Genomic DNA, 18,607 nt, shown 5'->3' with positions numbered 1-18,607 from the left:
TCGACAACCAATTGTTTTTGCCGCTAAAGAAGCGGCTTAAAGAATTAATGATTTACAATTTTGGCTTTACTTAGTAACCCATTAATATATAAATCATAATCCATCACGCCATAATTCGCTTCCAGCTGCTGAGTGATGCTTGCTATCTGTTCTTTATCAAGTCGTTGCAGTTCACCATCATTAATTTTTTTCAAACGGACGATCACATAATTTCCATTCTCAAGATTACGCCCTGTCTCAGCGCCAACACGTTGCAAATTAAAAGCCATTTCGTTAATGGCACTGGCAGCCTTATCCGTCTCACGTGTCGCTTGTACCACTTCCTGCCATTTCAGCTGATTTTCTTCAATCAGCCGCTCTTGCTGTGCCTGATCTTTTTTTGCAGCCATCAACGTTTGTCCGAGTTTTTTTGCTTTTAATTGTGCTTTCTCATCCATTAATTTATTTACAATATAGGATTTTACTTCAGCCAGTGATTTTTCTTGAGTTGGAATATGTTTATCAACTCTTAGCACGACAACGCTGTTATTATCAATTTGAATAGGTTCACTATTATTCCCTAACTCTAAGACATCATGACTAAATGCAGCCTGAATAATCGCTTTATTTTGCGTGAGTGCATTATCGCTACCACGACGTGAGAATGGTCCTGCTGTTTTAATCGGTAGGTGAAGATTCTCTGAGACAGGAAGCAAAGAATCTGGCGTTTGGTAACTTAAGTCGCTCAATTCCTCTAATACCTTAGCATATTCTGTTTGAGCAAGTTCAGCGGCTAATTGCTCTCTAATCTCTGCTTTAACATCCGCATAGGGTTTTACCTTGGCTGGTTTATACGTTAGCACTTTAAATAGTTCATATCCATGACGAGTCTGAATTGGCGGCGATATTTGCCCAGGTTCCGTTAAATTGACTAAAGATTTATCCAGCTCGGATTGACCACCTACAATTGGAGGTAATACGCCTTTTTTCATGGCAGAAATTCTATCCTCAGATAATTGCGCAACTTTTTGTTCAAAAAGTTCTGGTTTCATTTGTAATATCTTATAGGTTTTTTCTGCTTGTTCTTTCACCTGCTGTTGTTCAGTAGTCGTCGCACCTACTGGAACGGCAAAGAGAATGTGTGCTACCTGCCACTCCGCGGGCGTTAAATAATTATGCTGGTTTTCTTCATAGTACCGCATGAGTTGTTCATCAGACAATTTAATAGTTGCCTTGATGTCTTGCATGGATAATTGCACATAAGAAATCAGTACTTTTTCCGGCGTTAAAAATTCCTTTTGATGTTTGTGATAATAAGCCGATACTTCTTCATCTGATGCATTAATTTCTTTCTTAAATGGCGAAGCAAGAATCGTTAAATAATCATAATCTCGCGTCTGCATATACAATTTTACAAATTGCTTAACTTCACTAGGTAACGCAAAAGCCGTACCAATCAGAGCAAACCGCTGCTGATTGAGCAACATCCCTTGACGAACTTCATGTTGAAATGATTCTGGAGTAAATAACGCACCGCTTAGTGCTTGTTGATAACGATCAGCCGAGAAACGACCATCTTCATAAAACTGGGGAATACCTAAAATAGCGGCATTTGCTTGTTCTGTACTTACCTCAAAGCCATGTTGACGAGCCGCTTGAACACTCACCTGATTAACAATCATTTCATCCAAGACCTGCTTTTTAAACTGGTTTTCACCTGATGCAGTCATGTGCGTAGAATCACGCATTTGACGAGCACGCCGATAATTTAATTCAAATGCCTGCTTGGTAATCGGCTGACCATTTACCTCAACCTGGACATTGGTGTCCTGACGAGATTGCATATAATAGTCGACTCCAAATAAAGCAAACGTCACTGCAATAAGGATAATGATTACCCATGCAACAATGCCCTGAATGCGTTCATTTAACTTCTGCAACATGTAAGGCGTTCCCTAATGATTGTATTCGCAAGAAGATGTAATAATCATGCTACTCAATGTCGAAATAAATCCATCTTACCATCACTGAGTGAAAGAAATGTCCATATAAACCCTAAAAAAAACGCGCCGTTAGGCGCGTTATGCTGGCGGAGTGGACGGGACTCGAACCCGCGACCCCCGGCGTGACAGGCCGGTATTCTAACCAGCTGAACTACCACTCCAATTCTTGGTGGGTGCTGCAGGGATCGAACCTGCGACCCTCGCCTTGTAAGGGCGATGCTCTCCCAGCTGAGCTAAGCACCCGGGTAATTACTACGCTTTTTGTACTGCTTCCTTCAACGATTTACCAGCTTTAAACTTGGCAACTCTTGAAGCTTTAATTTGGATGGTCTGACCGGTCTGCGGATTGCGGCCCGTTCTTGCAGAGCGGTTACCAGTTGAAAAAGATCCGAACCCTGGCAAAACAACTTGATCGCCTTTTTTCAGAACATCTGTCACAGTTGCCATAAATACATCAAGTACTCGACTAGCATCTGCTTTTGTTACGCCTGAACCATTAGCGATGGCTTCAACCAATTCACTTTTATTCATCTTTTCCCCTTTGCTGTTATTCATCCTTATACGGAGCTGATTAAATCAGATTCATCTACTCTAGTCAAGCTATTACATCCTTGAAAGCCCGCCAGTAACGGGCATCGGATGAAATATACCTGTTATTCTCAAGCGTGTAAATCCTTATTTTCAATTTTTTTAGCACCTTGCTCAGTTGACACCAACATAGAAGAAGCCTTGTTCACCAAAGGACTACGTTGCAAGGCAATTTGCAGCACTTGCTCAATGGTCTTGACTGGATGAACAGTCAATTTTCTAAGGACATTATCTGGTATTTCAGACAAATCCTTTTTGTTTTCTTCCGGAATAATAACATGTTTTATACCACCACGATGAGCAGCCAATAGCTTCTCTTTCAATCCACCAATTGGCAACACTTGTCCTCGAAGTGTAATCTCACCCGTCATCGCCACATCAGCACGCACTGGAATTTGGGTAATAACGGATACTAACGCTGTACACATTCCGATGCCTGCACTGGGACCATCTTTAGGCGTTGCCCCTTCCGGTACATGAATATGAAAATCATGCTTCTCATAAAAATCATCCGCTAAACCAAACAGCACCGCACGACTTCTCACCACCGTCATCGCTGCATGAATTGATTCTTGCATGACTTCGCCTAGTTGTCCTGTATGAATTGTCTTGCCTTTACCAGGCATCATCGAGGCTTCAATGGTTAACAACTCACCCCCGACACTAGTCCATGCAAGACCGGTGACTTGTCCAACTTGATCATATTCTTCCGCCAGACCATAGCGAAACTTTTTCACGCCGAGGAATTTTTCAATGTTATTACGACCAACGTTCACTTTTTTTATTCGTTTCTGAGTCAGAATATCTTTTACAACCTTGCGACAAATATTGGCGATATCTCGTTCAAGATTACGGACCCCTGCTTCACGAGTATAATGACGAATGATTTCATGGATGGCATTTTCACTAATCACAATCTCATCTTTCGCCAACCCATTAAGTTTCATTTGCTTTGGCACTAGATAATTTTGTGCAATATTCACTTTCTCGTCTTCGGTGTAGCCAGCAAGGCGAATGACTTCCATGCGATCCAGTAATGGCGCTGGAATTTCGAGCGAATTTGCCGTTGCGATAAACATGACATCACTCAGATCATAATTCACTTCCAAATAATGATCATTAAAGGTGTGGTTTTGTTCTGGATCAAGCACTTCAAGCAATGCCGAAGCGGGATCGCCTCTAAAATCCATCGCCATCTTATCCACTTCATCGAGCATAATCAGCGGATTTTTTACACCTGCTTTGCATAGTTTCTGAATAATTTTGCCTGGCATGGAACCGATGTAAGTTCTACGATGCCCGCGGATCTCCGCTTCATCGCGCACACCACCCAGGGCAATACGGATAAAAGTCCGGCCCGTCGCATTAGCAATCGATTGCCCAAGGGATGTCTTACCCACCCCAGGAGGTCCTACCAGACAAAGAATAGGCCCTTTCAGGCGTTTTACGCGCTGCTGCACCGCTAAATACTCAATGATACGTTCTTTTACTTTTTCCAGACCATAATGATCTTTATCCAATAGCTGCTCAGCTTTTTTCAAATCGTATTGTATTTTATTTTTCTTTTTCCAAGGAACGCAGAGCATCCAATCCAGGTAATTACGAATCACCGTTGCTTCTGCAGACATAGGCGACATTAGTTTTAGCTTATGCAGTTCGGAAAGTGCTTTTTCCTTTGCTTCCTTCGGCATACCAGCTTTATTGATGGACTTTTCAAGCTGCTCAATTTCACTGCCTTCTTCACCAATTTCTCCAAGCTCTTTTTGAATGGCCTTGATTTGCTCATTTAGATAATATTCACGCTGACTCTTTTCCATTTGGCGCTTAACACGACCACGAACGCGTTTCTCGACATGCAGCAAATCAATTTCTGCTTCAATGGCCGCCATTAATCGCTCAAGACGAGTCCCAACGTCTACGGTTTCCAGTAAATCCTGTTTATCTTCTACCTTAAGTGTCAAATGGGCAGCAATCGTATCTGCAAGACGGCCAGGCTCTTCAATGCCTGCAATGGAACCTAACACTTCGGGAGGAATTTTCTTATTTAATTTTATGTACTGCTCAAATTGCGACATGAGCGAGCGCATTAAAATCTCAATTTCCTGTGCTTTGAGCGCTTCACTTATTTCCTCAATCACCTCTAGCGAGGCAGTCATATAGCCCTCATCCAATGAATAGGCACTGACTTTTGCGCGCTGCTCTCCTTCTACCAAAACTTTTACCGTACCATCAGGAAGCTTCAACAATTGTAAGACGCTGGAAATAGTACCTACATCAAATAAATCATTAGGGTGTGGATCATCATTGGCTGATCGGCGCTGCGCAACCAGAAAAATCTGTTTATTATTTAACATGGCTGCTTCAAGCGCTTTAATTGATTTTTCCCTGCCCACAAAGAGTGGAATAACCATATGCGGATAAATCACCACATCTCTAAGTGGCAACACAGGTAAATTTAATGCTTCATTATTATCATTATCAGCAGGCACCAGTTCTTTTTCATTTGACATTATGTTCCCTTACCTATAAATGACCGTTATACATGGATAGCATCTTAATCCAAAAGGTTAGAGTTATGGACTCTTTAAAAAAAGGGCGTGAGTATCGTTTATGCATCCATGCCTTCTCAATAGGGGAAAACTAAGAATCTGTCTTCATAGTCCAACTCTACAGGGCTAAAAGCCTGGATTTTCTGCGCCCTGGCTCACATACTACAATATGTATGTGTTGTGCTACGGCGCTCTAAAATCAAGTCTTTTAACCTCAGTCTAGCGACTCTGAAGACAGATTCTAAAGGAAACCAGATCATAACGATTTTATTCTGCGCCCCCAGCAGCGGATTGTTTGACATCCTCACCTTCATATATCAGTATGGGCTTGCCAGTATTGTTGACAACCGCTTCATCCACAACCACTTTTGTCACCCCTTCAAGCGAAGGTAAATCATACATGGTGTCTAAAAGAATATTTTCAAGTATTGATCGCAAACCACGAGCACCAATTTTTCTTTCCAACGCTTTTCTGGCAATCAATCGCAGCGCTTCCTCACGGAATTCCAGCTCTACCTCTTCCATCTTAAATAAAGCATGAAATTGCTTGGTTAAAGCATTTTTAGGGCGAGTCAGAATATCAATTAACGCTTCTTCATCGAGCTCATGCAATGTAGCTACGACAGGCAAGCGTCCCACAAATTCAGGAATCAGTCCATACTTGACCAAATCTTCTGACTCTAAGGCGCCTAAAACTGCCTGAAGATCACCTTTATCTTTTTTATGTTTTAATTGTGCAGAAAAACCAATGCTTGATTTATCACTGCGCTCTTGGATTATTTTATCCAATCCAGCAAATGCGCCACCACATATAAACAAGATATTTGAAGTATCCACTTGTAAAAATTCTTGCTGCGGATGTTTACGCCCTCCTTGTGGCGGAACAGAAGCGATGGTTCCTTCAATCAGTTTTAATAAAGCCTGTTGAACACCTTCTCCTGACACATCACGAGTAATAGAAGGGTTATCCGATTTGCGTGAAATTTTATCTATCTCATCAATGTAGACAATTCCCTTTTGCGCCTTCTCAATATCATAATCGCATTTCTGCAACAATTTTTGGATGATATTTTCTACATCTTCCCCTACATAGCCAGCTTCTGTTAACGTCGTTGCATCTGCCAAAGTAAATGGTACATTCAATAACCTTGCCAAAGTCTGTGCCAACAACGTTTTACCACTTCCCGTTGGGCCAATCAGTAAAATATTACTTTTGCCAAGTTCAATACCATCTTCTGGTTTATGCTGCATGCGCTTGTAATGATTATATACAGCGACAGACAGCACTTTTTTAGCATGAGACTGCCCAATCACATACTCATCAAGAAATGACGAAATTTCTTTTGGAGTAGGTAAATGAGTAGCAGACTCTTCCTGAGTGTCCTGAGCTTCTTCTCGAATGATGTCATTACATAATTCAACGCATTCATCACACACAAAAACGGAAGGTCCCGCGATCAATTTCTTAACTTCATGCTGACTCTTTCCACAAAAAGAACAGTATAAAACCTTATCTCCAGTGCTGCTTTTACTCATCTACAAACCCCTTTTTACTAATGAATTACTCATTCTCTAGTAAAATTTTAGTCAATTTGAAACATATCGCCAGTCAGAAAACAAAATAAGAATATAGAAACCACACACTTATTTATCCAGATTGCCTTCTGCTGCACGCACAGAATCACGTTCATACAGCACGCTATCAATTAAACCATATTCCGCTGCCTGTTGCGCATTCATGAAATTATCACGTTCTGTATCACGCATGATTTGATCGGGTGTTTTTTTGGTATGCTGTGCCATGATGCTGTTTAAACGCTCACGCACTGCTAGTGTTTCACGAGCATGAATTTCAATATCTGTAGCCTGGCCGCGGTACCCACCCAAAGGTTGATGAATCATTACTCGGGCATTAGGCAGACAATAACGCTTATTCTCTGCACCAGCACACAAGAGCAAGGCAGCTGCACTCGCTGCCTGGCCAATGCATAATGTGCTCACATCCGGCTTGATAAATTGCATGGTATCATAAATAGCAAGACCTGCTGTCACCACACCACCCGGTGAATTAATATAAAGCGAAATATCTTTATCTGGATTTTCAGATTCCAGAAATAGCAACTGCGCCACCACCAGGTTCGCCATATGGTCTTCTACTTCACCCAGAAGGAAAATGATGCGTTCTTTCAAAAGCCTGGAATAAATATCATAGGAACGCTCACCTCTGGAGGTTTGCTCGATGACCATAGGAACAAGACCACTGGCGTTTTTTATTCTATTTTCTGCCTCTCCCCGCATGCTTATGCTCCTTTCTCTTCGCTATCCTTTTTAGGATTCATGACTTCCTCATACTCCATTTCTTTTGCAATCACTTTTGCATCCTCAGCAATTTTTTCAGAAACCATCTCTTCCATAACCAGCGCTTCGACTTCTGCCAACCGCTCTTTATCACCTTGATACCAACGACGTAACTCATCTGGATCATCATAAGCGCTAGCAAATTTATCGATCATGGCATTGACTCGTTCCTGATTCACCATCAGTTCGTGTTTTTTAACGTACTCAGAAAACAACAAACCTAAGTGTACGCGCCGTTTTGCCTGCGTTTCGAATAGGCTTCTTGGAAAATCCGGTATTTTTTCATTTTCTGTATGTTCTGGACCAAAAATTCGATGAAACATTTCATGCTTTAAATGCTCTATCTCTTGTTCAATCAAGGCCATAGGCAATTCTATTGGATTTTTTTCCAAAAGCTTATCAAAGATTTTTTCTCGGTTCATCGCACTGAGGCGGCGATCCAACTCACGTTCCATATTGTCTTGAATATCTTTTTTCAGGGCGTCAATGCCGCCTTCCTTGATGTTGAATTTCTCAGCAAACTCAGCATTCAATTCCGGTAATTTTCCTTCCATGACCTGCTTAATCTTAATGTTGAACCTTGCTTCCCTGCCAGCCAAATCTTTATGGCCATAATCTTCAGGGAAGTTTACATGAATATCAAACGCTTTACCTTCCTCTGCACCAATCAATTGCTCTTCAAAGCCAGGAATCATAGCGCCTGAGCCAATAACTACCTCATAGTCATTTGCATGCCCCCCTTCAAACGGCTTGTCATCAAGAAATCCTTCAAAATCAATTACTGCCTTGTCTCCATTTGCAATTGGACGAGACACTGGATGCCACTCTTTATTCTGCTCACGCAACTTTTCCAGCATATGATCAACATCGCTGTCTTTCACAGTACAACGAGCAACTTCTATTTCTTCTTGCCCTAATTCATGCACCTGAATTTCAGGATAGACTTCAAACACCGCCGTATAGCGAAAATCTTTCCCCGACTCAAGTTGCTCTGGCTCAACCGATGGATAACCAGCAGGCGTCAAATTATTCTCTTTCAGCGCTTCATACAACGTCGATTGCACCATATCTCTTGCCACTTCCTCGCGAACGGAATCCGCATAACGCTTATTCACCACGTGCAACGGCACTTTTCCTGGACGAAAACCATCCATTTTCACCTTACGAGCAAGATTCCTGAGACGCAGGCTCACTTCTTCCTCTACTTTTTCGGTCGGTACCGAAACAGTCACTTTACGCTCCAAACCTTTCAAGGTCTCAACAGAAACTTGCATGTAGTCACCTCTTGGAAATTATTTTATACAATATGGTACGAAAGGAGAGACTCGAACTCTCACGGGTTACCCCACTGGAACCTAAATCCAGCGCGTCTACCAGTTCCGCCACTTTCGCAAACAGGGTGGAATTATTAAACAGTAGCACTATCTTGTAAAGACTCAAGATAAAATGAGAAAAAGACAATTTATTAATTTATATTAAATGAGTTTCTGGGGTGAGCGATGGGACTCGAACCCACGACAACCGGGATCACAACCCGGGGCTCTACCAACTGAGCTACGCCCACCATAAAAATTATAAAAAATTCCGCTTGACGTATGGCACGCCCGGCAGGATTCGAACCTGCTACCCTCGGCTTAGAAGGCCGATGCTCTATCCAGATGAGCTACGGGCGCAAAATACAATGGTCCAAACCAGCGCCCTTCCATAAGAAGGGTACTTTGGTCGGGGTGGAGAGATTCGAACTCCCGACATCCTGCTCCCAAAGCAGGCGCGCTACCAGGCTGCGCTACACCCCGTGAACCCATCCTAAGGACAGAGCGCAAATGATACTCCCAGCAGCTTTGGAGGTCAATAAGTGAATGCTATAAAAACTTAAGTTCATAGAAAATCGCTGCCAACGGACAAACAACACCGCTTCCAAATGACTTGTGAACAAATTCACATTTACGTTAGGATTAAGATTCAAATTTTCTAGCAACCTAACCATGAAAATACAACTTTTGCCATTATTTGACACAATTGATCATTTAAACAAAAACAGCGACTATGCGATTCTTCCTAACCCCAAATTCCAACAGGATTTTAATCATACACTCAATTTTCTCAAAAGTTATAACGGAAGTTTAGGCACATTCAACAGTTACCGTCGCGAAACAGAACGACTATTGCAGTGGTGTTGGCAAATTAAAGATTTAACCCTACCACAATTAAAACGCGATGATGTTGAACAATTTATCCGTTTTTGCCAAAATCCACCCACGCATTGGATTGGTGCAAAAAAAGTTCCTCGATTTATTAAACAAGAGGGCAAACGCCGCCCTAATCCAGAGTGGCGACCTTTTGTGATCACGCTAAGTAAATCAGCAAGAAAACGAGGCGAAACACCCGCCGAAGCACGATTTAATTTATCCCAAGGTGCCATACAAGAGATTTTTGCCATTTTAAGCACATTATTTAATTTTCTAATTGCCGAAGAATATTTAGTCTCCAATCCTGTGGCGCTCATGCGTCAAAAAAGTAAATTCATCCGCAAACGCCAACAAACCGCGCCGATACGCCGCTTAAGTTTGCTGCAATGGGAGGCTGTATTGCAAGCGGCAGAACACTTAGCTGCAAAAGAGCCGGAAAAACATGAACGTACCCATTTCATTCTTAGCATGCTTTACGGGATGTACTTACGGATTTCAGAATTAGCCGCCAACGATCGCTGGATTCCAGCCATGAATCATTTTACCAAAGACAGCAATGGTTTCTGGTGGTTTACCACCGTAGGGAAAGGCAATAAGGAGCGACAAATTGCCGTCAGCGACGCTATGCTAAATAGTCTTATACGCTGGCGTACCTTTTTAGGCTTATCACCCTTGCCTTCGCCTGCCGATAATTCCCCATTAATTCCCAGATTACGTGGCCATGGACCCATGAGCGACACAGCACCACTACGCCGTCTTGTTCAACGATGTTTTGACATAGCGGCCGAACAGCTACGCCTTAAAAATCATCAGGAAGAGGCAGATAGTCTCGCAGATGCCACTGTACACTGGTTAAGACATACGGGTATTTCAGAAGATGTCAAAATCCGGCCGCGCGAACATGTACGCGATGATGCAGGACATAGCTCCAGTGCAACCACAGATCGTTACATCGACGTTGAACTGCAAGAGCGTTATCGATCCGCCCAGAAAAAACCCATCGTACCCTAGGGCGGCATGTTGTGACCACGCTTTAGACTTCTTTCGACACTCACAGGATTTACGAAAAACCCCAAGGTCAAGGCAAAATGCAATGTAAACAGACCCTAGATTAAATCAAAATTTATTTTTAACACAGAGATTGGGGTTTTCGTACGCCCTAACTCAATAAAATCGATAAGGCGGATAGGCTGTTAATAAAATCAAGACAATAATCCAGAGCACGATACAAACAGGATAAGTATAAGGCCAAGGTTCATGCATTTTTCTGATCTTTGCCCAAGCGAGTAATATCCCCATCGGAATCATGGGCAATAAGAATAAAATTAAGATTTGCGCCAGCATAACAGCATGCCCTTCCCATGGCATCCATTCAGCAATTTGATAAATGAGATAAAACAATACCTCCTTAAAATTTAATAATAGCCAGGCAACCCAAGGCTCAAATGACTCGACCACCCAAGATGCAAGGACAAGTGGCAGAAAAAAATGAACACCAGGAATCACGAATATTTTTTTAAATGCACCGGCAAACTCTTGTGAAAAAAAGACGACAATTGTTGTACCCAAAATAATTAGTGCCAGGGTAAATAACATGATCAACCTCTTTTATTTTCCAACGCTTCCCAACGTTTATACAGTTCAGACAGAGTCATTTCATACGCGGTTAATTGCTTATGGACATCCCCGATTGCCTGACTGTCTTGCTGATAAAATTCGGGATTGGTCATCTCAGCCTGCAACGCTTCTATCGATTGTTCCAGAGATTCAATCCGTAGAGGCATCTGCGTTAGTTCACGTTGTTCGTTAAAACTAAGTTTATTTAGATTATTTCGCCGGCTGATTGGATTCTTTTTAAGTGTTTCCTGCTGTTTTATAGCGTTAACACGATAATCATCGTAACCACCGAGGTATTCGGTAAACCGTCCTTCCTCTTCATACACGAGAACACTGGTAACTACTTGATTGATAAATGCTCTATCGTGGCTAATTAACAGTAGAGTGCCAGGATAATCAACCAACATGGTTTCCAATAATTCCAGTGTTTCGATATCTAAATCATTAGTAGGCTCATCCATCACCAAAAGATTGACTGGCTTTGCAAATAATTTTGCCAATAACAGGCGATTGCGTTCTCCTCCTGATAAGGAAGATACTGGCCGATGAAAACTTTCAGAAGGAAATAAAAACTCGCTCAAATAGGAAGCAACATGCTTTTGCTGACCCTGGATGGTAACATAATCGGCTCCATCCCCGACGTTTTGCATCACCGTTTTTTGCTCATCCAAATGACGACGTAATTGATCAAAATAGGCAATCGCCAGAGAAGTTCCATATCGTATTTGTCCGGAATCAGGCACCACTTCACCTAATAACAAACGCACCAAGGTGGTTTTACCGCACCCATTAGGACCAATGATGCCAACTTTATCGCCGCGAGTTAATAAGAAGGAAAAATCTCGCAGCATTGTCTTACTTTCAAGCGTATAATGAAGATTTTTTGCTTCAATGACAAGATTACCTGAACGAGCTACATCAAGATCCAGTGTGCTCATTTTGCCGGTTTCTGTCCGTCTTTGGCGATGCACTTCACGCATGGCTTTTAAAGCTCGTACCCGCCCTTCATTACGAGTACGTCTAGCCTTGATTCCTTGCCTCAACCAGGCTTCTTCTTCATTCAGTCGTTTGTCAAACAAATCCTGTTGCCTTTGCTCATGCAACCGCATGGCTTCACGGCGATCTAAGTATGCCTCATAGCTGCAATCAAAATGGCGCAATTGACCGCGATCGATTTCCACAATGCAATTTGCTACCTGATTAAGAAATGCACGGTCATGAGTCACCACCAATAGCGTGCCAGCATAAGCTTTCAGAAAAGATTCCAGCCATTCAATTGCCTCAATATCCAAATGATTGGTCGGCTCATCAAGAATCAAGAGATCAGGCGCCGCTATCAAGGCAGCAGCCAATAACACTCGGCGCTTCATTCCGCCTGAAAGTGCGTTCATTCGAGCATTTTTATCGATTCCTAACCGACTGACCATTGCGTCCACTTGCGGCAATAAATCCCAAGCTTGCAAATGATCAAGCCGTTGCTGGCACGCTGCAAACGCCTGCAAATCATCGCGGGATGAACACGCATGAAATTTCGCCAGCGCCTCACCCACTTCACCAAGTCCCTGAACCAAAACGTGATAAACGGATTTCTCATCATTCAAGGGAACTTCTTGGGTCAATCCGGCAATACGTAATCCTTTCTGATGTTGAAGTTGACCGCTGTCATGGACGATGTCTCCTAATAATAACTTCAATAAGGTTGATTTGCCTGCGCCATTACGTCCTACCAGTGCGATACGATCCTGAGCATGAATCTGCCAGGTCACTTGTTCAAGAATTTGTTTACCCGCAATGTTTAAACTTACATTATGAAAGGAGAAAATACTCATATTGATTAATAATATTCGCTGTACTTAACGATCCGATAAATTCATAATAGCATCCATCTCCACTTGTGCGCCGCGTGGCAAAGCAGCAACTCCAATGGCTACTCTTGCTGGATAGGGTTCTGAAAAATAGTGAGTCATTGCCTCATTAATTAAAGGGAAATGATTTAAATCAACGAGATAAACCGACAATTTAACAATATCAGCAAGACTTCCGCCAGCCGCTTGACATACAGAGGACAAATTTTCAAGCACTTGGATGATTTGTAATCGAACCTCTTCACTGCACAATTGCATGGTTTTTGGATCAAGTGGTATTTGCCCGGAAAGATAGACGACTTCTCCACATTTTACCGCCTGACTGTATGTTCCTATGGCCGCCGGTGCCAATTCACTATGAATAGACTGCATGATTTTATTCCCCTTGTTTATTCCGATAAAGCCGCATGACCATGTTATTTGCCCGCAAACGTCGCATAACTCTCGCTAAATGGGTCCTATTCTGCACACTCAGCGAAAAAGTAACGGCATTATGACGGCCATCGCGAGGATCGACATTAATATTACCAATATTGGATTCTGCCTCGGAAATAGCAGTTGCAAGTGCAGCAAGCACGCCACGTTGATTTGCAACTTCAACGGTGATATCCACCCAGAATTCACCTTGAACATCCTCATCCCAACGTAAAGAAATAAATTGTTCAGGATTCGTTCTTATCTGATTAATAATCGGACAGTTACTGGTGTGGACTAAAATGCCTCGCCCTTGCTGAAAACGCCCTACGATATTATCCCCGGGGATCGGTTGGCAACATTCAGCAAAATGCACAACCATTCCTTCTGTCCCTTTGATGGCCAAAGGCCTGCTTTTGCTGGATTTTATTAAATCACCATGTTCTTGTGCAACGACCAGACGCTTGGCAATGACCATCGGCATCTGATTGCCAATACCAATTGCATAAAGTAAATCATCCAGTACTTTATAATTCAAATCACTTAGTAATGCTTGCAGAGATTCCTGAGGAATTTTCGTAAAATCACTGTCTAATTCGGCAAATGATTGTTCCAGAAGCCTTTGACCCAATATGACCGATTCCACGTGTTGCTGGCTTTTCAGGAAGCTGCGAATATTACTGCGGGCTTTACCTGTTACGACAAAATTCAACCACGAAGGGTTGGGATGAGCGCCTGGTGCTGTAATGACTTCTACCGTTTGTCCATTGGTTAATGGAATACTAAGCGGTACCAAGCGACGATTCACTTTTGCGGCCACACAACTATTACCAACATCCGAATGAACCGTATAGGCAAAATCAACCGGTGTCGCTCCCTTGGGAAGTTCCATAATATCGCCTTTTGGAGTAAAAACATACACCTCGTCCGGGAATAAGTCTATCTTGACGTTTTCAATAAACTCCAGTGAATTTCCTGTGCTGCGTTGCATTTCCAGCAAGCGTTGCACCCAGTCACGAGCACGCAATTGAGCTTCGTTGACTTCTAATCCAGAGGATTTATAGATCCAATGTGCCGCCACCCCATTTTCAGCGACATTATTCATGTCATGGGTGCGTATCTGAACTTCAAGTGGAATACCATAAGGACCAAAAAGTGTGGTGTGTAAAGATTGATAACCGTTCACTTTGGGAATGCCAATATAATCTTTAAATCGCTGGGGAACCGGTTTATACGTTTGATGCAAAGCGCCTAACACACGATAACAAGAATCAATATCCTCTGTAATGACACGGAATGCAAACACATCAGTAATTTCCGCAAATGAAGCTTTTTTATGGCGCATTTTGCGATAAATGCTGTATAAATGCTTCTCTCGCCCAAACACATGCTCGTAGGGAATCTCCAATTTCTCAAGTGCTTGCTGCAAATCACGTTCAATTTTTTGCGTCAATTCTCGCCGGTTACCACGCGCTTTTTCTACCGCCGATTTGATTGCACGATAACGCATGGGATATAAAGCACTAAATCCGAGATCTTCCAATTCCGTATACATGGCATGCATCCCCAAACGGTTGGCAATGGGCGCATAAATTTCCAAGGTTTCAATGGCAATACGTTTTTTCTTTGGCCTGGGCATGACACCCAATGTCCTCATGTTATGAAGCCGATCTGCCAATTTAACGATAATGACACGTATATCCTTAACCATGGCTAAGACCATTTTGCGAAAATTTTCGGCTTGCGCTTCAGCGCGTGATTCAAATTTAATTTTGGTTAATTTGGTGACACCATCAACTAAAGCCGTTATCTCTGGCCCAAACTGTTCAATTAAGTCCGTTTTACCCAATGCCGTATCTTCAACCACGTCATGTAACAAGGTGGCCATAATGGTCTGGTAATCGAGACGCATTCGTGCAAGGATCAACGCTGCGGCAACAGGATGCGTAATGTAAGGCTCGCCGGAACGACGCATTTGGCCTTGATGTGCTTTATTGGCGATTTGATAAGCTTGGCGGCATTTTTCTATCTGCTCTGATTCAAGATAGCATTTCAGCTCTTCATGCAAATCCTTAAAATAATTCACACGACACTCCTGCGTTTCCGCCATACGTTATACCTTGCTTCGAAAAAATGCTCAGGACACATCCCAACCCATGCGCTTTCAGAACTTACAAAAACATTAATCTCTTTTGATAAACGCATTCACCAACTTTATAGTTTAGAAATATTATCGTATGGAGAATCAATAGGCGAGTCTGCCCTGCAGAACAGGTCATGATTGAATGCGTCTAAAGTGATGAATGGACTTTTACCCTGAAATTAAGGTAATGCATAAAATATCCTACCGATGGACAAACAATCCAAAGCATTATAATTTTATGCACTCAATCTATTCTTTATCCAATATTTCTCGAGTAATTAAACCTTCAGCAATCTCACGCAATGCAACTACGGTTGGTTTATCATTTTCCCACTCTACCAGCGGTTGAGCGCCACGCACTGCTATTTCGCGGGCTCGTTTGGACGCCAGCATCACCAATTCAAATCGGTTGTTTACGTGTTCCAAACAATCTTCAACGGTAACCCGTGCCATAATTGGTCCCCCATAAATAAAAGTATACACTCATAACCCATAGCATGGGATATTAGACAATGGGCATATATTCTACTGCGGTGCAAGCAAGAAAGAAAGTAATTTTCTCTGCTTCTGGGTTTGGCAACCCATACGCAATCGGTGAGCAATAACAATCGCCTGCAATTCACTGGATGCTTTATTAAAATCATCATTGACAATGAGGTAATCAAACTCAGAATAATGACTGAGCTCACTTTGTGCACGTTGCATGCGGCCTTTGATCACTTGTTCATCATCTTGTCGCCTTGCCATTAAACGCTGTTTTAAAATGGCTAAAGAGGGAGGAACAACAAAAATACTTACTGCATCGACAAAAAGTTGCTTGATTTGTTGAGCGCCCTGCCAGTCAATATCTAAAACCACATCCTTACCAGCACGCAAACGATTATAAATTTGCGCCTTTGATGTTCCATAATAATGGTTAAAGACTCGCGCATACTCAACAAAATCTCCTCCTGCAATCTTATGTGCAAAGTCCTCTTCCTTAACAAAATAATAATCAATTCCCTCTTCTTCTCCAGGTCTTTTTTTTCGTGTCGTATGTGAAATAGAGACTTCTATATTCGATACATTACTGATCAGTTTTTTTACCAGACTGGTTTTCCCTCCTCCAGAAGGAGCCGCAACAATAAACAGGCTTCCAGGGTATTCATTGATCATGATGTTTACTCTACGTTCTGAATTTGTTCTCGCATTTGCTCTATTAATACTTTCATTTCGACGGCATGCTGTGTTAACTTAGCAGAATCGGACTTAGAACCAAGGGTATTTGCTTCCCGGTTTAATTCCTGCATCAGAAAATCAAGCCGCCGCCCTATCGCCTCATCATTCTTTAGAACTCGCGCAACTTCATTAGCATGAGTTTGTAGCCTATCTAATTCTTCACTGACATCAAGACGTGTTAATATCAATGCAATTTCTTGCTCAAACCTAGATTCAGAAACCTCAAGCTGCAGACCCTGCAGGCGAGCTATCAATTTCTCTCGTGTTTGAGAAGGAAGAGAAGTCACCAATTCACGGGTTTTTCTAATCTCATTGTTCAGCAGATGCAATCGTGTTTTTATAAAATCCTGTAACACTTGTCCTTCAGCTGCTCTAGCATGCAAAAGCTGTTGTAAGGCTTCTGCAAATAAACGCTCTATTTCTTGATGTAACGTTTCTACATCAGGTTGACTCAATTGAACCATGCCTGGCCAGGAAAGAATCCAACCCGCGGTTAAATCATTTGCTATCTGCTGGTTTACCGCCAGCTTTTCCCCAGCCGCCAACAGTGCTTTCATCAGATCCTCATTAATCGCTAAGTTCTGTTGTCCATCACCTGCATTACTTAATTTCAGTTGACATTCCAACTTACCACGATTGATCTGACTTCGTAACTGCTGTCTCAAATCAGTGTCTAGAAATCGAAACGCTTCAGGCAAGCGAAACGATGCTTCAAGGTAACGATGATTAACCGATTTTAATTCCCAACATATCATCGTGGAACCAATGTGATTTTGTGACCTGGCAAACGCTGTCATACTATGCATCATCTGAATTCCGGCGCAATAAATGTTGCGCGACTATACCCGAAATTTGTACAAATGCAAACCCAATAGCCTGCATTCCATACGGATGCATTTTAGATTGAAATTTAATAAAAACTCGAAAATCTCGGTAAATATGAATATAATCGCTGATTTTTGCAAGGATTTCATCATGCGTCCTAGTCATCGTGAACCGAATCAATTAAGACCAATTAAAATCACCCGTCATTTCACGCATCACGCGGAAGGCTCCGTGCTCGTTGAATTTGGACAAACCCGTGTTTTATGCACGGCCTCTGTTATTGAAGGTGTGCCGCGATTTCTCAAAGGGAAAAATCAGGGATGGGTTACTGCCGAGTACGGGATGTTACCCCGCGCCACTCATAGCCGGACCGAACGAGAAGCCGCTAAAGGGAAGCAAGGTGGCAGAACCTTGGAAATCCAACGCCTTATAGGACGCTCTCTACGTACTTGCATTGATTTAAAAACCATAGGTGAACATACGATTACGCTTGACTGTGATGTTATCCAAGCCGATGGCGGCACCCGTACCGCTGCGATTACTGGCGCTTGTGTTGCCATGAAAGACGCCCTGGACTGGATGGTCACTCGTGAAAAACTACGCAAACCTCCCGTATTTACTTATGTTTCCGCTGTATCCGTTGGTATTTATCGGGGTCAGCCAGTGCTTGATCTGGATTATGCTGAAGACGTCTTGGCAGAAACCGACATGAATGTGGTCATGAATGAACAAGGTCACTTCATTGAAGTTCAAGGGACGGCAGAAGATGGAAGTTTCAGCCGCGCCCAGCTGAATGAAATGCTGACGCTGGCTGAAGTAGGGATTACTGAGTTGATTCAGAGACAAAAAAGTGCTTAGT

Annotated in this window: 15 protein-coding genes and 6 tRNA genes; 2 read left to right on the top strand and 19 right to left on the bottom strand. The window is 42.5% G+C overall.

Annotation, left to right across the window (positions count from 1 at the left end; all coding sequences use genetic code 11):
• Positions 1-44: 44 nt before the first annotated feature.
• The 12 genes from E1O52_RS00495 to E1O52_RS00440 form a co-directional block, all read right to left on the bottom strand.
• Positions 45-1,922, bottom strand: coding sequence for a SurA N-terminal domain-containing protein (locus E1O52_RS00495; protein WP_133126789.1), 1,878 nt, complete (start codon positions 1,920-1,922; stop codon positions 45-47).
• A 144-nt stretch (positions 1,923-2,066) separates the two neighbouring features.
• A tRNA-Asp gene (locus E1O52_RS00490) sits at positions 2,067-2,143 on the bottom strand.
• 6 nt (positions 2,144-2,149) lie between these two features.
• Positions 2,150-2,225, bottom strand: a tRNA-Val gene (locus E1O52_RS00485).
• 9 nt (positions 2,226-2,234) lie between these two features.
• Positions 2,235-2,537, bottom strand: a complete 303-nt coding sequence (locus E1O52_RS00480) for an HU family DNA-binding protein (protein WP_133126788.1) — start codon at positions 2,535-2,537, stop codon at positions 2,235-2,237.
• Positions 2,538-2,641: 104 nt separating this feature from the next.
• Positions 2,642-5,080 (bottom strand): endopeptidase La, encoded by a 2,439-nt coding sequence (lon, locus tag E1O52_RS00475; RefSeq protein ID WP_133126787.1) that lies wholly within the window; start codon positions 5,078-5,080, stop codon positions 2,642-2,644.
• A 306-nt stretch (positions 5,081-5,386) separates the two neighbouring features.
• Complete coding sequence (gene clpX / locus E1O52_RS00470) at positions 5,387-6,655, bottom strand: ATP-dependent Clp protease ATP-binding subunit ClpX (protein WP_133126786.1); 1,269 nt, start codon at positions 6,653-6,655, stop codon at positions 5,387-5,389.
• Between the two features lie 108 nt (positions 6,656-6,763).
• Complete coding sequence (gene clpP / locus E1O52_RS00465; protein ID WP_133126785.1) at positions 6,764-7,417, bottom strand: ATP-dependent Clp endopeptidase proteolytic subunit ClpP; 654 nt, start codon at positions 7,415-7,417, stop codon at positions 6,764-6,766.
• Positions 7,418-7,419: 2 nt separating this feature from the next.
• A complete protein-coding gene (gene tig / locus E1O52_RS00460) occupies positions 7,420-8,751 on the bottom strand; it encodes a trigger factor (protein ID WP_133126784.1) in 1,332 nt (443 codons plus the stop codon).
• 33 nt (positions 8,752-8,784) lie between these two features.
• Positions 8,785-8,869 (bottom strand) — tRNA-Leu (locus E1O52_RS00455).
• A 96-nt stretch (positions 8,870-8,965) separates the two neighbouring features.
• Positions 8,966-9,041: transfer RNA gene (locus E1O52_RS00450), tRNA-His, on the bottom strand.
• A 32-nt stretch (positions 9,042-9,073) separates the two neighbouring features.
• Positions 9,074-9,150 (bottom strand) — tRNA-Arg (locus E1O52_RS00445).
• Between the two features lie 46 nt (positions 9,151-9,196).
• Positions 9,197-9,273 (bottom strand) — tRNA-Pro (locus tag E1O52_RS00440).
• A 189-nt stretch (positions 9,274-9,462) separates the two neighbouring features.
• Here E1O52_RS00440 and E1O52_RS00435 point away from each other — a divergent pair.
• A complete protein-coding gene (locus E1O52_RS00435) occupies positions 9,463-10,677 on the top strand; it encodes a tyrosine-type recombinase/integrase (RefSeq protein ID WP_133126783.1) in 1,215 nt (404 codons plus the stop codon).
• Between the two features lie 153 nt (positions 10,678-10,830).
• On the opposite strand, the gene E1O52_RS00430 is transcribed toward E1O52_RS00435, so the two are convergent.
• The 7 genes from E1O52_RS00430 to E1O52_RS00400 form a co-directional block, all read right to left on the bottom strand.
• Positions 10,831-11,262, bottom strand: a complete 432-nt coding sequence (locus E1O52_RS00430) for a hypothetical protein (protein WP_133126782.1) — start codon at positions 11,260-11,262, stop codon at positions 10,831-10,833.
• Positions 11,263-11,264: 2 nt separating this feature from the next.
• A complete protein-coding gene (locus E1O52_RS00425; protein ID WP_133126781.1) occupies positions 11,265-13,112 on the bottom strand; it encodes an ATP-binding cassette domain-containing protein in 1,848 nt (615 codons plus the stop codon).
• 24 nt (positions 13,113-13,136) lie between these two features.
• Entirely contained in the window at positions 13,137-13,520 is a 384-nt protein-coding gene (locus E1O52_RS00420) for a RidA family protein (RefSeq protein ID WP_133126780.1), read from the bottom strand.
• Positions 13,521-13,524: 4 nt separating this feature from the next.
• Positions 13,525-15,648: a bifunctional GTP diphosphokinase/guanosine-3',5'-bis pyrophosphate 3'-pyrophosphohydrolase gene (gene spoT, locus E1O52_RS00415; RefSeq protein ID WP_165474657.1), complete on the bottom strand. Its 2,124-nt coding sequence runs from the start codon at positions 15,646-15,648 to the stop codon at positions 13,525-13,527.
• 306 nt (positions 15,649-15,954) lie between these two features.
• Complete coding sequence (rpoZ, locus tag E1O52_RS00410; protein WP_133126778.1) at positions 15,955-16,158, bottom strand: DNA-directed RNA polymerase subunit omega; 204 nt, start codon at positions 16,156-16,158, stop codon at positions 15,955-15,957.
• Between the two features lie 72 nt (positions 16,159-16,230).
• Positions 16,231-16,860, bottom strand: coding sequence for a guanylate kinase (gene gmk, locus E1O52_RS00405; RefSeq protein ID WP_133126777.1), 630 nt, complete (start codon positions 16,858-16,860; stop codon positions 16,231-16,233).
• A gap of 5 nt (positions 16,861-16,865) precedes the next feature.
• Positions 16,866-17,732: a YicC/YloC family endoribonuclease gene (locus tag E1O52_RS00400; protein WP_133126776.1), complete on the bottom strand. Its 867-nt coding sequence runs from the start codon at positions 17,730-17,732 to the stop codon at positions 16,866-16,868.
• A 166-nt stretch (positions 17,733-17,898) separates the two neighbouring features.
• On the opposite strand from E1O52_RS00400, the gene rph reads away from it, so the two are divergent.
• The gene (rph, locus tag E1O52_RS00395) at positions 17,899-18,606 is read left to right on the top strand and encodes a ribonuclease PH (RefSeq protein ID WP_133126775.1); all 708 of its coding nucleotides are present in this window, start codon (positions 17,899-17,901) and stop codon (positions 18,604-18,606) included.
• Position 18,607 lies beyond the last annotated feature (1 nt).

This window comes from Legionella nagasakiensis (assembly GCF_900639915.1).
In the GTDB taxonomy this organism is placed as follows: domain Bacteria; phylum Pseudomonadota; class Gammaproteobacteria; order Legionellales; family Legionellaceae; genus Legionella_A; species Legionella_A nagasakiensis.
The sequence above is the reverse complement of the archived record's forward strand: the minus strand, read 5'-3'. Positions and strand labels throughout refer to the sequence as shown.

Excerpts from the sequence above, each read along its gene's own strand:
- E1O52_RS00495 (WP_133126789.1), bottom strand. The coding sequence starts at position 1,922 with ATGTTGCAGAAGTTAAATGAACGCATTCAGGGCATTGTTGCATGGGTA.
- E1O52_RS00480 (WP_133126788.1), bottom strand. The coding sequence starts at position 2,537 with ATGAATAACAGCAAAGGGGAAAAGATGAATAAAAGTGAATTGGTTGAA.
- lon (WP_133126787.1), bottom strand. The coding sequence starts at position 5,080 with ATGTCAAATGAAAAAGAACTGGTGCCTGCTGATAATGATAATAATGAA.
- clpX (WP_133126786.1), bottom strand. The coding sequence starts at position 6,655 with ATGAGTAAAAGCAGCACTGGAGATAAGGTTTTATACTGTTCTTTTTGT.
- clpP (WP_133126785.1), bottom strand. The coding sequence starts at position 7,417 with ATGCGGGGAGAGGCAGAAAATAGAATAAAAAACGCCAGTGGTCTTGTT.
- tig (WP_133126784.1), bottom strand. The coding sequence starts at position 8,751 with ATGCAAGTTTCTGTTGAGACCTTGAAAGGTTTGGAGCGTAAAGTGACT.
- E1O52_RS00435 (WP_133126783.1), top strand. The coding sequence starts at position 9,463 with ATGAAAATACAACTTTTGCCATTATTTGACACAATTGATCATTTAAAC.
- E1O52_RS00430 (WP_133126782.1), bottom strand. The coding sequence starts at position 11,262 with ATGTTATTTACCCTGGCACTAATTATTTTGGGTACAACAATTGTCGTC.
- E1O52_RS00425 (WP_133126781.1), bottom strand. The coding sequence starts at position 13,112 with ATGAGTATTTTCTCCTTTCATAATGTAAGTTTAAACATTGCGGGTAAA.
- E1O52_RS00420 (WP_133126780.1), bottom strand. The coding sequence starts at position 13,520 with ATGCAGTCTATTCATAGTGAATTGGCACCGGCGGCCATAGGAACATAC.
- rpoZ (WP_133126778.1), bottom strand. The coding sequence starts at position 16,158 with ATGGCACGGGTTACCGTTGAAGATTGTTTGGAACACGTAAACAACCGA.
- gmk (WP_133126777.1), bottom strand. The coding sequence starts at position 16,860 with ATGATCAATGAATACCCTGGAAGCCTGTTTATTGTTGCGGCTCCTTCT.
- E1O52_RS00400 (WP_133126776.1), bottom strand. The coding sequence starts at position 17,732 with ATGATGCATAGTATGACAGCGTTTGCCAGGTCACAAAATCACATTGGT.
- rph (WP_133126775.1), top strand. The coding sequence starts at position 17,899 with ATGCGTCCTAGTCATCGTGAACCGAATCAATTAAGACCAATTAAAATC.